The sequence below is a fragment of the Chitinophaga sp. genome (assembly GCF_036569125.1).
GTDB lineage: Bacteria > Bacteroidota > Bacteroidia > Chitinophagales > Chitinophagaceae > Chitinophaga.
This window is the reverse complement of sequence record NZ_DATCRF010000131.1, coordinates 1-17,857: the sequence shown is the minus strand read 5'-3', so window position 1 is coordinate 17,857 and position 17,857 is coordinate 1. Positions and strand designations below refer to the sequence as shown.

Here is a 17,857-nt window from a genome sequence, read left to right as displayed (position 1 = left end):
GAATGGTAGAGTTATCTGTAATGGTAGCAACCTGGCCCTGGCAAAGGCTGGCGGTAGCGGCAAATGCGGCTACTGGTTTGGGATATACTGTAATGGTCTTTGAAATAGAATCCTTACAGCCGCCGTTGGTGGTGAACACGTACCAGATGGTATGTGTGCCCGGGCCTGCTGTAGCGGGATTAAAGTTACCCACGGCATTGGCGCCCGGCCCGCGGTAAGTACCGGTACCGGCTACCCCATTGGTTACGCTGCCTTTTGCTACAGACACCGGCGTTTTCACATTCTCGCATACAGCGGTGAGCGCAGAGAAGGCCAGGGCCGGTTTCAGGTTAAAGGTGGCGGAAACGGTAGTATCCTTCGTACAACCATTGGCGGTAGTAGCTGTGTATTTGATCTTATAAACTCCGTAACGGGTATAAGTATGTGTTGGGTTGGCTACGTCGGAAGTATTGGGATTGGCCGGTGTGGCGGTGCTGTCGCCAAAGTTCCAGGCGTAGGTGCTGATGGCCTGCCCATCCGGTGCGGTGGTGGTGTTGTTAAACTGCACAATGCCATCTACCGGTAAGCAGTTCAGCGGGTAGGTAAAGCCCAGCTGCGGTTTGGCGTATACGGTCACGGTTTTAGTGGCCGTATCACTGATACAACGGTCGCTTACCTTTACTAGGTGCTTAATGGTATAGGTATTATACCCTTTGTAGTTAGCTGTTTGCGCTGCATTGGTGGTAACGGAGCGCGTGGTATCGTTCCCAAAATCCCAGTACCAGGTTTTAATGGGGGCCGGGCCGCCAAAAGTAGAGTTATCTGTAACCGCAATGCTGCCGCCTTCACACACGGCATTAGTGGCGGTATTGAAGCTGGCCACGGGTTTAGGACGGATCACGATGGCGATGGTAGTATCGCCCACACAACCTTCTTTTGAAATGGCGGTAAGCTTTACGTTCTGCGTGCCGGGTGCAAATACCCGCTGCACCATTCGCCCGCTATCCAGCACAGGGCCGGGGTACTGCCATTTCCAGCGGTCTATTTTGTATGCATTGAGGCTGCTGGTATCGCCTTTAAAATATACCGTATCCAGCGTACAACCGGTATGGGTATACGTAAAGTTAGGGCGTGGCTTTCCTTTCACGATCACCCTGAACTTCACCTCTTCCGTGTTGTTACAATTCTCTATGCTCGGGTGCGTGGTAAGGATGGGTATTTCAAAAGTATCTATGGTATTAAAGGTGTACTGCTGCGGCAGTGTATACTTGTAATAAGGTACCCCATCTACCAGCACCGTGCCTTTGCTTACCGGCGCATTGTCCGTTACATCGGCATTAGGAGCTACTACCCCGCCCAGCTGGCTTAGCTTCCACACCATTTTGGTGGGCTGGTAGGCAATGAGCACCGAAAGCTCTACCGGCGTGTTGTTACAGGTAAAATCATTAGTGGTGGAAGATGAATCCAGGGAATTGTGGATGGCGCCTACTACGTTCAGGTTGTTGATGAGCGTACCGGCGTTGTAACCATAACTTTCCACGCTGCCCAGGCCATAGGTAACGGCGGTGAAGGCGGAATCACTTTTCACAATACACTGTGCCTGTGCGGCGGTCCAGCGTTTTACCACTACCGTATAACCGGGACGGTTAGGGTGCGGGTAAGTGAAAGTAGCGGCATTGAGCGCACCATCTATACTAAGGGAAGGCACACCATTGGTAGGAATAATAAGGGTGAGATAGTTCACATTAATACTTTCCTCCGTGTTACGGTAAAAGCCTATCTGGTTAATGGCCTGCGCCAGGGGGCTCAGGTACATCATTTCCGGATCGCCCAGGCCACTGGTATTGGGGCAGCCGCCTGTTGACGACATGAACTGCGCTACCAGTATGGGTTTATCGGCTTCTATTACATCGGCTGTATTACTTTCAAATTCGTAAGATGAGCTGGCAGGTATAAAACCACCTAATACGATCCCGTTCTTCTTCACTACCGTGGCGGGATCTTTTACCAGCACTTTATAAATGTTGGTATGAAAGCTATTGGCCCTGTCGCTGGTAGAGGTAGGCGCTGTTAAGTACAGCTTACCCCAGGCCTGCGATGGAAAGATCTGCTGGATATTATTATCGCCACCACCCGGGGAACCGCCGACGCAGTTAATATAGGTGCGGCTGCTGCCGGAGAACACGGCTATGGGAAAACAGTTGCCTGCGGCATTGCCAATGGATTTCACCTTGGTGCCGGTGAGCACATTGCCCGCGCCGCCGCCTAAAGAGGCGCCTATGAGCTGGTATACCTGGCCTTTGTTCAATACCTGCGTAAAGGGCACACCTGGTACACGGCCGTTACGGCTGGGTACAGAGGGTGTGATCTCTATCATGGTATTATCGTCCTTTGCTATTACAAACAACCAGGAAAAACAGTTGTCGGAATACTCCTGCTGGCTGTTGAGGGATGCATAGGAATAACCCCATGTTTCAACGGGCATGAGCATGGTGGCGCCGGATGAAGCGCTGCCATAAATGTGGGCATAGGATACGATGGGTACATCACTTACAATATGAATGCCTTTGTTGGTGAACACCCCTTCCCCACCGGTACCGCCAAAGGACGGTGGTGGTGAATATAGTCGGGCATCATAGAAACCTGCTTTGGGTATAGGTTCTGTGGCTATTACCGTGTTGGCAGGTATGTTATAGGTTCTTGTCCAGGCCGTGCCGAAAATATTTACGGTTACGGTGGCAGGTTGTTCTGCACTCAGGTACAGCACCATTTCCTGGCTATTGTCCATACCGGGTTCCATGAACTGGTGATGGCCGTAAGCCACCCAGAACTCTTTCCCTTTGTTGGAAAGGTTCTGGGTGTGGGCTGCTGTGCTTATGAACAGCAGCCCGGCCAGGCAAATAATGGTTTGATAGGTTATGTTCTTCAGCATGGTCGTCATTTTTACATTACCGGATCAGGTTAATGGCGCCTTTCTTTTCTACCATGGTTCCATCTGTGAGCTGCAGCTTGCACACATAGATGTATACACCTGAGGGCTGCGCTTTGCCTTTGTACACGCCATCCCAGCCTCTTGTCTGCGTATTTGTTTCAAATACTTTCTCGCCCCACTGGTTAAAGATCATGAAGTGAATGTCCTTGATGATATAACCATACACGCGCAGCACATCGTTCAAACCATCACCGTTCGGTGAGAAGGCATTGGGGATGAAGATGCCGTCCGGCAGGGTTTTACCGCTTACCGGTGCGGAGATCTTGTCTTCACAGCCTTTGGCTTTTACGATCAGCGTTACTTCCTGTGCAGGCTGTAAACCGGATACGGTGTGTGTTAAGCCGTTGGGGCCGGAGGATGGCTGCATCCAGTTTGAACCGGCATCTATGGATACTTCATAACCGGTGGCGTTAGGCACGGCCGCCCATTTGAAGCGGATCATGTTTACACCGATGGTATCTATCTGCGCTACCGGTGTAGTGAGCTGCGGGAATACGGTCACGTATGCACGCTTGCGGCTGGCGCCTGTACAACCATCTTTTACAGCTTCCACATAATAGCTGCCGGTGGCGGTAATGTTGGGTATTGTTAAGCTGGTACCGCTGCCCAGAAGCGTGCCGCCGGTAGCGGCGCTATACCAGTTATAAGTAGCATCTGCATCCGGGTTCTGTACATCAAAGGTTACATTGGAGCCGGCGCATACAGTGAGGCTGTCTTTTACCAGCGCTACAGCGGGTGCTGCATTTACGGTTACCGGTAAGGTGGTATCGCCTATACAGCCTTCTGCGGCAATAATGCTCAGCTTCACATTATAAGTGCCCGGTGCATTGTATTTCTTCAGCGGGTCTTTTATAGTGGCGGTATCGCTGTCGCCAAATTCCCATTTCCAGGAGCTGATGCCTACACCATTTGCAGTGGTAGCGTTGCCGCGGAACTGCGCGGTATCACCCACACAACCGGAGTATGCTACGGTAAAGTCAACCACCGGTGCGGCTATTACCTTAATGGGCAGGATGGTTTCCAGGCTGTTGTTACAGCTTTCGATATCCGGGTGCGTCATTACAATGGGTACATAATAAGTACCTGGTGCGCTGAACACATAGTTACTGTCTACCACAAAGCGGAAGTATTTGCGGCCGTTCACGATCGAAGAATCAACCGGTACGGGGTTTTGCTGTGTTACATCCCGGCTGGAGGTAAGGTTAGCCACCTTGCTGAACTGCCAGGTTAAGGTGGATGGTTTCAGCGATAACAACATGGAGAAGCGGAACGGTGTTTTAGCGCAGGTGTAATCATTGGCTATGCCGCTGCTGTCGTATACGTTGTTAAAGGATGGCCTGCTGTTCAGGTTCTTCACCAGCGTACCGGCGTTAAATCCATAGCTTTCCACGCTGCCCAGGCCATAGGTGATGGCGGTAAAGGCTGAATCGCTTGTTACAATACACTGGGCCGTGTCTGCATCCCAGCGTTTTATTACTACCGTGTAACCGGGCAGGTTAGGATGCGCATATACATGGTCAAAGATGTTGTTGCCATCTATGAGCAGGCTGCTTACGCCGGCTGTGGGTATTATGAGCGTTAAATAGTTCACTTCAATTGATTCCTCTGTATTGCGGTAGAGGCCTACTTTATTAATGCCCTGCTCAATGGGGCTTACATAGATCATTTCCGGATCACCCAGGCCGCCGGTGTTATCGCAGCCGCCTGTGGATGACATGTACTGTGCTACCATTACCGGCTGATCGGCCGTAATGTAATCGGCACTGTCGCTATAGTATTCGTAGTAGCGTTTGTTGATCAAACCGGTGAGGGTTACGCCATTCCTTTTTACAACGGTGGCGGTATCTTTTACCAGCACGCGGTAAATGTTGGTCATGAATGTGGCCGGATCATCATCTACAGAAGTAGGTGCGGTGAGGTAGTTCTTACCCCATGCCTGTGACGGGAAGTTCTGCTGGATGAGGTTATCACCACCACCTTCCGGACCGCCGCAACCAAAGCGGGTACGGCTGCTGCCGGAGAACACCGCTACCGGGTAACACTTACCTGCGGAGTTGGATACGGACTTAATATGGCTGCCGCTAAGGTCATACCCGTCAGAGCCGGATTTGAGCGCGCCTAATACCTGGTACACCTCACCTTTGTTCAGCGTTACGGTAAAGGGCACATCTGCTACACGGCCACCCAGTGAAGGGTTGGAGGGGGTGATCTCTACTGCAGTGTTGTCATAATCTGCTATTACATAGAACCAGGAATAGGTATCTGTTCCATAGTTCTGTTTAGATTCCAGGGTGTAATAATCATATGCATAGGTGCCTACCGGTAACAGCATGGTGGCGCCGGATGATGCGCTGCCGTAGATGTGCGCGTAGGCTACAATGGGCACATCGCTTTCTATGCTGATGCCTTTATCTGACCAGCCTTCTGATAACAGGCGGGCATCTGACAGGCCTGCTTTTGGTATCAGGTCACTGCTGATAACCGTGTTGGATGGTATATGGTATTGTTTTTCCCATGAGGTGCCGTTAATGCGCACCACTACATTGGCGCTGTCTTCTGCGCTCAGGTACAGCACCATATCCTGGCTGTTGCCACTGCCAAAGAACTGGTGGTGGCCATAACCTACCCAGAAGCGGGTGCCCCTGTTAGAGCTGTCTGCAGGTTGTATCACTGACGGAGGATCAGGCAGGTGGCCTTTAAGACCGGTGAATTTGTTCAGGTAATTAAGGCTGGTGTCGGAGATAATGTTGTAGGCATCTATCACTTTACTGCTGTCATTCACCACCCAGGTATTGGAGGTATCCACGGTTCTGCCTAAACGAATATCTGCCTGCTTCTTAAAGCGGCCCTGCCAGGAATCCACGTAGTACTGCTGTATGCCAAAGCTGTAGGGCTGCGGTGCAGCAATTTCCGTGTAGAAGTACATGAACTCTTTGGCGGTATCTACCTTGGGCGGTATTACGCCGGAGTACCTTTTAACGGTAATGGTATCCGGTACAGCGGGGCCCCAGGTTATTTTAGTTACGGTATCGGTACCGAACATAAAGGTTTGCGTTACGCCAGGCGCCGGGGCAGCTGGTGTGCCGGGTAATGCCGGCGGCGCCACTGTGGGCAGGAACTCATATGCACCCATATCCGGTACGCCTCCTATGAGGGTAGTGGGACGCGGCTTTAAATTAATATCACGGTCGTTGCCGGGCACCTGTACACCGCGGCCGTGTATAGCCCATACATCCGGTACTGTGATGGCAGGCGCCAGGGTACTATCGTCTGTAAAGGCGGGTTTGTATACTATGGAGCTTACATCCAGGTCGGCTCCGGTACGCCATTGCTGTAAGGAATTGTAATTCGTGCTGGCATACACCAGTACTGTACCAGTGGTGTACAGGGTATTGTAATCACTGTTAAAGTTATCCGGATCGTTCGGGAAGTACATGGCTTTACCACCGGCCGTGTGCGCAAAAATGTTGTTGCGCGCTTTCACGGCTGCATTGGGGTCAAAGTATGCTGCTGCATTGGAGCTGCCCGTGCCGGTTGATGCGTTCTGTACGCTGTTGTTGTAGTAATTCACAAATTCATCGCCATAGCCATACAGTCCGTAGGCATTGCTGCCACTGGTTTTAACGCTTACTACGTTGTTCACCGCATCTATGTAGCTGCTGTAATAGTTTTCCAGGCCGTACAGTGAACCGGTGTTGCCGGTAATGGCTTTTATTTTATTGCCCACTACTTTACCGGGCTGCAGGGAAGTACCATCACTATAGTAAGTGTAAATACCATAAATAGTGCTGGTAGTATTACGGATGTTCACGGCGTTGTTGTTCACTTCAAAAGCGGTATCGCTGTAAGCGGTGTAAATACCGTAGGAACTGCCGGCACGCGGCGCTGTAATGTTAATGGTGTTCCTGTTCACCTTTACATTGTTGGTGTAATAGGTGTAAATGTTATACTGGTATGCATTATTGACAGTATTGCTATCTATTACCAGGGCAGATACATGTTCCGCATCGGAGGTGCCGGAGATATAGATCCCGCTGCTGCCGTTGTTGATGGTATTGCCTTTGATCACATTCTGCTCACCCTTCAGATCATCTGCATAAATGCCCACTACATTGGTAGTGCTGCTGGTTACGGCGGGCGCTGTTACAATATTGTTCTTAATGCTGTCGTAAGAGCTGGTGCTGGCCAGCTCTATGGCGCGGCCATTGCTGGCGCCGTTTGACTTTATAGTGATCTCCTTATAGGTAATGTAATTGGCGCTGTCCAGCTTCAGCACATAATTAGCTGCACTTGTTCCGTTGAAGGTTAAGGTTACGGAAGCTGCGGCATGATCACGGCTCTGGAAAGTAACGCGGCTGGTATCTGTGGCGCCGGGCACCTTGTGCATGCGTATCTGTTCTGTATACGTGCCGGGGTATGCGTTAAAGGTTACCCAACCGGCTATACCGCAATCCAGGGCTGCTACTGCCTGTGTAAATGACTGGAAGTTGGTGGCGCTTACCGGTGCTGCCGGGTTAATGGTATAGTTACCGGATAACAGCGGCGCATTCATGTTCACGTGTGCGGGTACGGAGTAAGCAGTATCTCCACCGCAGATCACCAGGCAACGGAAGTAGTTCTCCATTGTCAGCTCGGTCTTGTAATCTTTCACATAGCGGGTTTCGCTGATGGCGCGCCATGGGCCGGTGGCAGTTTTACCACTCTGCCACAGGTACGTTTGTCCGCCACCGGTAGTGTTACCGTTGAGTGTGAGCGCAATGGTGGCGCCCATACAAACATTGGTTGCCGGGTTGGCTACGGCTGTTCCGGCATTAGGCGGCGCTACGCAAGGCGGTATGCTTATTTCATACGCGCCCATGTCAGGCTTGCTGGTGCTGCGTATTACGGCCAGTATGTCGTTGGTAATGCCTACCGGTGTGCCGGTATTATCCAGCGGGGCTATTACCGGGGCCAGGTTGCCATTCGGCACATCGGAATAAACCGGGTCTATGCTAATGGAGTGCTCATCCTGGAAGTTAGCGGCTTTCCAGTCGGCCAGGGTAGCCTGGTTACCGTTATAGTAACCAAAGTAACTCTGGCTGCCGCTTACGTAGATGTCGTTATAGTCAGATGTAAGATCTGTATTGGTGCCGCTTACATAAATACCATTTTTGGCGCCGTTACCGCCACGGGTAATGGTGACGATGTTATCGAAGAAACGGATGCCGGCTACATCACCTGCTATATAGAAACCTCTTGTAGCATTGCTGGTAGTAACAGCGGCGTTATCCAGCGATATGGTGTTATGATAATAGTAAGTATTGTCTGTATAGTAGTTGTAAATACCGTAAATGTAACCGCTGTGGTTAACGTTGTACACCACGTTATTGGATACTATGTTCTCTGCTCCGCCATTGGCGCTGGTGTACTGGATGTACAGGCCATTGAAATCGCTGGTGCTGCCAGTCTCGCCGCCAAAGGGGTTAAAGATGCGGTTACGGGTGATGAGCAGCTTGTTGCTGGCCTCATAGGTATTGATACCGCTTACGGTATAGCTGCTGTTATCACGGGTGGGGCGGCTTATGCTGTTAGCTTCTACCAGCGTATTGTTGGTATAGCTGATGCGGATACCGGCTGAGTAATAATCCTTCACCGTGTTATTGGTGATCTTGTTATTCAGCAGCATCAGGTCCTCATCCCCTACCAGGGTAATGCCATAGTAACCACCGGTGATGGTGTTATGATCGATCACGTTGGCATCGCAAAGAGTGGCGCCGTAAGTAGAGGCGTCATCATCTGCTGCATTGATCACAATACCGGCATAGTCTTCATAAGAGCTGGTAGTAGAGGTAATGATCTCACACTTGCGGATAATGTTGCTATCTGCATTGCTGATCAGCTGTATACCATAACCATAGTCGCCGGTACCGGAGGCATCTACCTTCAGGCTGTCAAAGATCACATGGTCGGTACGGCGCAGCTTGATCACGGCTCTTTCATCTGTATTATCAGAGCTGTAAGCAATGGTGTTGCCGTTGCCCTTAAAGGTTACCGTGTTAATGGCGGATGCGCCGGGAATAGAATCCAGGATCAGCTGTTCGGTATAAGGCGTACGGCCTGCTACCACGTTAAAGATCACCGGGCCTGCAATACCGCATTCCAGCGCGGATTTGGCGGCTGCAAAGCTCAGGTAGTTCTTGGGCGTGCCGGCAGGTGCTGTTTTATCAATGGTGTATGTATCACCGGGTAACGCTGGTGTTACGGTTAACAATACAGCTGTTGAATAAGCCGTATTGCCGCTACAGGTCACTGCTACGCGGTAATAGGAAGTGAGTGATGCCACAATGATGGTATCGGGGTTGGTAAGCGGGGCGCCCAGGTTCGTGAACGGACCTGCTGCTGCATTACCCACCTGCCATTGGTAAGTTTGTGTTAAACCAACGGAGTTACCGGTGAGGCCCAGGGACACACGGCTGTTCACGCACACCGGTGTGGCGCCTACAGTGGCGGTGCCTGGTGTGGGCGGCACGGTACAGGGCGGCGGCGTAAATTCATACGCGCCTACATCCGGCGTGGTGGCGCTGCGTGCTGCATTATTAATATCGATAGCAATACCCACCGGCATACCCTTGTTATCAATAGATGCATTTACAGGGCTGTAATTACCGGTAGAGGTGGATGCATACATGGGATTAGAGGCCAGTGAACCGGCATCCTGTGTGCTGGCAGCCTGCCAGTTGGCCAGGGTAGCCTGGTTGGCGGAGAAGTAACCGGTGAAGGCATTGGCTACGCCCGGTGCAATAAACAGATCGTTCTTATCAGATACCACCGTGCTGGTAGTATTGCCAAAGTACAACGCGTGCTTGGGACCAGGGCCGCTGCGGGTGATGGTGATAATGTTGTTGATGAAATTAATACCATCTATACGGCTGCCGGTAAAGTTAAAGCCCCGGGTTACATAAGAGCTGCCGGAGGAGCTGCCATCCAGCGCCAGGGTGTTGTGATAAAAATATACGTTATCGGAGCTGCTGTTATAGAAACCAAACACGCTGCCGCTACCGCTAAGGTTATAGATCAGGTTATTGCTTACAATGTTTTCCAGGGAGCTTAATGCATCCACACTGGTCAGGTACACGCCGTAAAAATCATCCGTGCTGGTGGGGGCGCCGCCAAACGGATCGGTGATACGGTTCCTGCTGATGCTATCCTTGGTATTAAGGTTGGTGAGGTAGATCCCGTAAAAGTCCGACACATCCGTACGTGCCGGGCGGGAGATGGTGTTACCACTGATCAGCGCATTGAAGGAATAGCTGAGGTAAAAGCCATAGTTATAAAAATCCTTAATGGTGTTACCGGTGAAACGGTTGTTGCCGTTGGCAAAATTATTACTGCCTACCAGGGTTACACCATAGTAGCCACCGGTAATGGTGTTATTGCTGAAGGTATTGCCGTCGCATTTGGCATCGCCGGTGCCGGTGGCATCAGTGGCGGAAGCGCTTACAACTATACCTGCATAGTTCTCGGAAGTGGAGGTGGTGTTAATGTTGATGGTACAATTATTCACCACATTTGAATCCGCATTATTCAGCAGCTGCACACCAAAACCATATTCGCTGGATGTACTGCCGCCTGCGGTGATGACCAGGTCATTAAAGATGATGTGATCGGCCCCATCCAGCTTGATCACCGCACGCTGGCTGCCGTTGGTGGAAGTGTATGTGAGCGTTTGCCCGTTACCGTTAAAGGTAACAGTGGCTGTGGCGGAAGCGCCGGGCACAGGGGTCATGTTCAGCTGCTCCGTATAGGTGCCGCTGCCCGCTGTTACATTAAAGATCACATTGCCGTTGATGCCGCACTTAATGTAGTTATAGGCATCGTTAAAAGAGTTAAAGTTATGCGTTCCCGTAGGATCGGTGGGTTGGGTTTTGTTAATGGAGAAAGTGCCGGACACCAGTGTGGGCGATGCTACCTGCACGCTGGCCGAATTGGCGGATAAGCCGCTATTGGCGCAGGTTACCACACAACGGTAATACGTGCTGGCGGTTTGTGTAGCGGTGATACCGGATGTGGTATCATTGGGAATGTTTGTCCAGGTGGTATTGTTGGGAGAAGACTGCCATTGATACTTTAAACCGGAGGCCACGGTGGCGCCGGTTAAGCTCAGGTTAAAGCTTTCATTTAAACACACGCTGCTTACACTGGTTACTGCGGCGCCTGCGTTGGGCGTACCGGTACAGGCGGATGCGGGTGTCCAGGTGAAAATGATATTCGGACGGGTGGTAGCTGTGCCGGAGGTATTGGTGGTTGTGGTGCCGCACAGGCTACCCTGATTGTCCGCTACATAGGAACGGGAACCATTGAAGGACAGGCCCGTGGTCCAGGGAATGGTTGGATTGGTGGTGTAGTCATCCCCGCCGTTACAGGCTTCTACAATGATATTGTCGGTACCATTCCAAAAGAAGCCACTGGTAAATGTAAAGGCGTTGATACCGGCTACGGGCTGGTAATCAACCGGGCCGTATACCGGGCTGCCGGTATTTTCCCAGCTGGTAGCACCCAGGGTGGTGATGGCAGTGGTAGCGATCTTAAGCGTATACTGTTCTACAATATCCGCTCCGTTTACACTGATCACGTTAAATTTTATGGCGGAGATCATACCGGGGCCCATACCTGCGGCTATGAGCTCAGAGGCTTTGTACAGGTATTGCGCACGGCTGCCTTCATAATAATCCTGCATGGGGCAGGGATAAGAGAAGGTGGAGCCATTGCCGGTGGTGCCGGTGCCGATGCTGATGTCTGTTTGCGCCATAGACCTTGAGGCGAGCAACAGCAGGCAGCAGAAGAGCGGTGCTATTTTAAACAGCGGTGTAAAAATGTATTTTCTCATAAAGCAAGTTTTTCTCAAGATGATCCGGGTTGATAATGCTTATATTTATTATATCACCGTTACGCCAATGGTGCCCAGGAAAAGGCTGGGACCCTTTACGTAGGTCACATTTCCATTGAGATCCGTAAACTTCATCAGCTGGTAATAGAGCTTTTCGGCCCATGTTTTTGGTATCGTTAAACGGCCAAACAGGATGTCTATATAGCGGATCATGAACGTGCGTTCATCGGTAGTAATGGTGGTAATGGTATTCAGATAGTTCATTACCGCCCTGTGTTTCTCTTCCGGGGTACCAACAGTGCCAGAGGGTGCAGCCAGAATACCTTTCGTAATAATGTTGTTATACGGCTCCAGGTACAGGCGCACCAGGTCTGTTTCCGCAGGCGCGCTGGCATCGGACAGCTGCAACAGGTCCAGCAGCATACTGATGTTGGTTAGCTGGTGTATGCAGGGATAACAAATGGGCGCTTCCGGGTATAACTTGCCAGGTTTTGTGGCCGGCCAGCCCAGCGTCCATTTATCGGTGTGCGGGGCCAAACAATCTACAAAGGTTTGTAAACCCACACCCGGGGTGGCTCCATTACGCATGGTATCCGTATAATTGCCATAACAGCTCTCAAACGCAGGGTCCAGCACGATGGGAGTATTATCGAAAGCCGTTACAGCTAACGCGGACGCCTGTACGGGCATTACATCTTTTTGACCGGAACTTCCGTCCTGCCCCTGTTTAGCACAGGAAAGAAAGAATGCTGTGATGCAGATCAGATATTTTATGTGTTTCATCGTTTTGGTTTCTAACTTTTTATTTGAGGTTTATTGGATCTGTATTATTTGTTAACGGAACCATGTGATCCAGGCCTTACCATCCTTTGCACTTACCATATCGTAGGCATTGGGCCCGGTTTGCACCAGGTAAAAACCGGCGGCATCCGTCATTTTGCGGAGGGTGCTCACCAGGGGTGTGGGATCTTCCGGGAGATTGCCATAGGCATCCAAGAATGTGAAGTTGATGCGGCCGTCAGCTGCAAAAGCGGGTTTGCTAAAAGCAAGGCCGTAGCTCAGCTGCGACTGACCTGCACCCGGTGGCAGGGTTACAATACCCTGGAAATCGGGGGTTCCGTTTATACCGGAAAAAGCCGGCCAGTAACCCATGAAATAAAAGTCGGGCAGCTGTGAGATCTGGTAGGCATCATCTACCCCATTGTCATGGAAACCATCAGGGCTAATCCAGTACTCCTGATCCAGGCCCTGCTGCCACCAACGGCGTGCAGCCGTGCTGTCCACTACCAGTGGTTTGGCAAAACCGGCAATGGTAAAGTCAGTGCCTTTCAGCGTTTGGGTATTCTCATTCCATACAATATTTTCCAGGCCGGTAATGGTATTAACGCCATCTGTAAATGCAGGGGAAAATGCAACGCCGGTGGCCGTGAAGTAAAAGCCCACTTCCATGCTTTGCAGCACGCCGTTAGCATCTTTCCAGCTGAAGGTGATGGTATGCGCGTAGATATTCACCTTGATCTCATACTGGCTGCTGCCAACACTGATACGTTTGAAATAGGTGAGGAATTTAGTGATGTTCTCAAAAGCACGGTTCCGCTTAAGGTTGTAATAGTCCTTCTGTTCCTGCTGGGTGGCTTTTATAAGATAGGCCTTGCTTTTATTAAAGCGGCCGGTGAGCAGTATCGTATCGCCGGACATGCCATTCAGCGCAAACTCAAAATCAGAGCCCAAGCCCTGGCCGTTTGCACCGCCATTTACACCGCCATCCGGATCACTGAGCACATGGATGTATGAGTAGGTATCAAATAATAAGCTGGGCTGCTGTAATGCTTTTAAACGGTAGCTGCTTTCCTTTAAGGTGATGGAAGAAGCTGCATCAAAGTCGGAGAACATAGCTACGCGGTTGGAATCATTAAACCGGCAGTAAAAGCTGAACACACTGTGCGGTATGCCAGCCGGGTAGATCAGCACTTTCCAGCCGTAAGGCGCGCCGGTTAAGGTTTGCTGGTATTTGTTGAGCGTATCGTTCAGCCTTTCATCCGGTGATTTTGGGAAGATGGGATCATCCTCCTTTTTACAGGCGGAGAAGGTAGCGACGATGACGAGGAGATATAATAGATATTGTTTCATGATGTTGAGTTTAGAAGACTAGTACAACAGCCGGTCAATGGCTTTCCGGGTTTTGGTTTGCAGGCTGTAGAAATCTATTTTCCATACGGTTTTAAAATAGTTTACTACCATTGCTTCCTTTTTACGCAGGCGGGCCTGGGCCTCTTCCTGCGGAATGCCGTTAACGCTAACACCGGGCGGTATGCTGTTCACGATCTTTGTAAAACCGGCGTTCCCTTCTACCAGCATGGTGGAGATCATTTCCACAAAATCCTCATCGTAGGCCGACATGGCATAAGCGGTTACAAATCCATCCCGGCGGGCATCGTAGTCGGAAATGTTGTTCCAGTTGCCGGTGTATAAACCGGCGGTGATACGCCTGAACTCCTGCGGATACATCGTGGTCTGGTGCAGGATGTGCCCGAACTCATGCTCTATTACATGGAACATTTGCTTTACCGTGGATGAATCGCGGGGTACATAGCCGGGCATGCTTTTGGTGCGGAAATCATTCAGCAGGTATAACACTACTTTACGGCCGCCTTCTGCAGTGCCTAGTGTGATGGTGCCGTTCTCATTCCAGCTGGCGCTGCCGGAGAGGATGAAGAACTTAGGGCTGTATTTTTTGAAGAAGATCTCCCCTGCTTCATCCATGTAAGTATCTATCCATACTTTTTTAATGGCCGACATTACGGGTATCACCTTTTCTTCCTTTGGCGGCACCAGGGTTTTATTCAGCTCAAACTCAAACTGGTCCCATTTATACTTTACGGCAATGTTGTATGGTTTGGTGATGGTATCATACAGCCATTGATCCAGCGGGCCTTTTACCCAGGTATCGCCACCCAGGCCGGGTATATCGTCTATAGTGCTCAGGTCATCTTTCTTGGAGCAGGCTGCCAGGAGAATGATGAATGCGAAGAGCGCGAGTATTTTTATTGATTTCATATGTTTGGTTTAGGTGTGCCACACCTTTGAGGTGGGGCACACGTGCACGTTTACCTTGGATTTAATGCAATACCGGAGCTGGTGGCAGATTGCGGGATCTGCAGCACCCGGCGTTTATCATCTGCAGTAAGCACCAGCGTTTGCCCGGTGATAGTGTAATGCGTTACCGGCATTTTGTAGCGCTGCAGATCAAACCAGCGCATGCCTTCCTGAATGAACTCTGCCCGTTTAAAATCAAGAATGGTCTGGATCAGCGCGGTCTTTACATCGCTGATGCCATAGTAGTTCCGGATCTTGTTAACGGTGAGTATGTGGGCGGAAGAATTGTACTGGCTGATCCTTTTGCTGGCAAACAGGTTCAGATCCTGCAGCACGGCATTGTTGTTACCCAGGTAAACGTTGGCTTCTGCCCGGTTGAACAGCACTTCCTCTGTGGTGAACAAAGGCGTCATTACATAGGGGTCGCCTATTTCGGCGTTCACAGATGCTTTTACAAAATATTCGCTGAGCTTGGGTACAAAGTAGTCCTGGTTGCCATAGTAGTATACAGGATATACATAACGGCCGCCGGTTACATTGTAGGTAAGGATATTGATCTCATGCGCATAGTCCAGCCCATAACGATAACGGGCGCCGTAACGGCCGTAAATGGATGCAGTTTCTGCCAGCAGCAGGTTAGCATTTTCCGTGGCCAGGGTATACTGGTTCCACAGCTGCTCCGGCGACATGCTGGCGTAGGTGGTGTTCCAGGGCCGCAGGTTAGGGCCAAAGTCGTTATTGGGAAATACCTGGTTAGCGTAGCTCAGCACCTTTTCATAATCTTTCTTAAACAGGTAAAAGCGGGTGGCAAAAGCGTAAGCGGCAGCCCGGTTGAAGTGATAACGTGGAACTGTATAGGCATCATCGCTGATAAGGGGCAAACCTTCCAGCAGGTCTTTTTCTATCATCTCATAGACGTAGGCTACCGTCTTACGCTCATATTGTTTAGTTACTACTGTTTCCGGCACCGTAACATAAGGGATGCCCGGGTCGGAAGCGGCTGTAGCGGCATCGTAAAATTTAGAGAAGAAGGTTACCAGCATAAAGTGGGCATAGGCGCGGGCTACCAGGGCTTCGCCACGCTGGCGGCGGTAGGCTTCCGTATTGCCGGCTTTATCGCAGGCTTCCAGCGCCAGGTTAGTAGCGGCAATAGCTTTATAACAGGCCATCCAGTATGCTTCCGGCGAATCTTCCTTATCGTTGCGTACATCCTGGAAAAGGAACGGATCTTCGTTCACCCGTTCTGTTTGCCCTACGCCCTTGTCAGCTACATTGTCTGACATGGCTTCGCAAAAAGTGATGTAGCTGGATTTCGGATAGGCGGTACCTAACAGGCGCGTTACCTTTTCAGGTGTGCTGAGGTCCGTCCATGTGCTGTCGGGCACCTGCTCCAGGTATTTCCTGCAGCTGGTGAACATTAGCAGGCCGGCTATCACAGATAAGATTATACGTTGTTTTATCATCTTGTCCTCTTTTTATATTCCGACTTTTAATGAAAGCGTAAATTGTTTTTGTATTGGCTGCGCCACCCCGCCGGAGTTAAAGAATTCCGGATCCTGCCCTTTCAGCTTCTTATCTGCATAAATGAGCCATGGATTGATGGCAGCGGCTGTGATGGCGGCATTGCTTAAGCCAATGCGCTTGATCAGCGGCTGCGGCATCTGGTAGGTGAGCGATACTGTTTTTAAGCGGATAAAATCGCCTTTGGCTATTCTTTCTGTTGAATAGTTGTAGTTATTGTAAGGGTGAGAGCCGCTGAACACTAATTGCTCAAAAGCATCTGCAATGGAGGGCACCTGTGTGGCCTTCTGATCGCCGGGCATTACCCAACGGTCATAGAACTCCCTGGGCATTGCATCCAGGTCGGAGTAGGTGGATTTAAAGGCCGGGTACAGGCGGATCTTGTTACCCCACTGGTATGTGAAAAAGATATTTAAGGAAAGCGCTTTGTAGTGGAAGGTGTTGGAGAAACCACCATTCACCGGCGGATCTACCGGGCCCGCATATACGAGGTGTTGCGTGTTCAGATCCTGCAGGTATACATCGGACTTATTTTCGCCGTGCTCATTTACGAAAGTGGGCACGCCGGTATTGCCATTGAGCCCCTTGTATTGCAGGGAGAATAAGCTGCGCACGGGATAGCCTTCCTTGTTGCCGCCTTCTGCTACTACCAGGTCAAAAATGGAGGGTATGTTCTTGGCATTGGTGATCTTGTTGGTGTTGTAACCAAAGGTTACGTTGGTACGCCAGCCCCAGTCCTTGCGGCGGATGATCTTCCCTCCTATCATCAGCTCCACGCCTTTGGAGCTCATATCAGCGTAGTTGGCAGCCTTCATCATTTCACCGCCTATGCCGGAGGTTTTGATAATGCTGATGAGGTCAAAGCTGCGGCGGGTGTAAAGATCCAGGTTCAGGGTTAAACGCCGGTCAAATAAACCTGCATCCAGCCCCAGGTTGGTGGTGTATAATTTTTCCCATGTAAGATCATCGTTCTGCAGATGCGATAAAGCGATCACAGATTCAACCTCGCTCAGGTGCGGACGGTTGGTGTTAATGGTTTGGTATACGATATTGGAGTTGGTGGCAGGCCCCATACTGGCCGTCAGGCCGTAACTGGCTCTCAGCGTCAGGTAGTCAACCACGTTTACCCTTTGCATAAAAGCTTCCCTGTCCACATTCCATGAGCCTGCCACGCTCCAAGTAGGTAACCAACGCGCCTTGCGGGACTGTCCAAGACGGTTAGACCCATCGTACCTTGCCGTGCCGGTGAGGTTATATTTACCATCATAGGCATAAGTGCCGGTTGCATAAAAAGCGGCAAAGCGGTCATAGTCTTTGCTCATGCCGTAATAAGGAAAATTTCCTTCTATGGTTTGCTTCAGGATACGGTAGTCAATGAAGGGTACACCTCCGTTGTTGTACTG

At 50.6% G+C, this 17,857-nt stretch carries 6 protein-coding genes and 1 pseudogene; all 7 read right to left on the bottom strand.

Features of this window, described 5'->3' with window-relative positions; all coding sequences use genetic code 11:
- A partial coding sequence (locus tag VIM87_RS04700) for a PKD domain-containing protein (RefSeq protein ID WP_331995858.1) occupies positions 1-2,911 on the bottom strand: 2,911 nt, incomplete at its 3' end.
- Between the two features lie 16 nt (positions 2,912-2,927).
- Entirely contained in the window at positions 2,928-11,837 is an 8,910-nt protein-coding gene (locus VIM87_RS04695) for a gliding motility-associated C-terminal domain-containing protein (protein ID WP_331995857.1), read from the bottom strand.
- Positions 11,838-11,885: 48 nt separating this feature from the next.
- Positions 11,886-12,620 (bottom strand): hypothetical protein, encoded by a 735-nt coding sequence (locus VIM87_RS04690; protein WP_331995856.1) that lies wholly within the window; start codon positions 12,618-12,620, stop codon positions 11,886-11,888.
- 51 nt (positions 12,621-12,671) lie between these two features.
- Positions 12,672-13,967: a DUF4302 domain-containing protein gene (locus VIM87_RS04685; RefSeq protein ID WP_331995855.1), complete on the bottom strand. Its 1,296-nt coding sequence runs from the start codon at positions 13,965-13,967 to the stop codon at positions 12,672-12,674.
- A gap of 18 nt (positions 13,968-13,985) precedes the next feature.
- Positions 13,986-14,894: a putative zinc-binding metallopeptidase gene (locus VIM87_RS04680; RefSeq protein WP_331995854.1), complete on the bottom strand. Its 909-nt coding sequence runs from the start codon at positions 14,892-14,894 to the stop codon at positions 13,986-13,988.
- A 50-nt stretch (positions 14,895-14,944) separates the two neighbouring features.
- A complete protein-coding gene (locus tag VIM87_RS04675) occupies positions 14,945-16,396 on the bottom strand; it encodes a RagB/SusD family nutrient uptake outer membrane protein (protein ID WP_331995853.1) in 1,452 nt (483 codons plus the stop codon).
- 12 nt (positions 16,397-16,408) lie between these two features.
- Positions 16,409-17,857, bottom strand: a pseudogene (locus tag VIM87_RS04670) (SusC/RagA family protein); the annotation flags it as partial.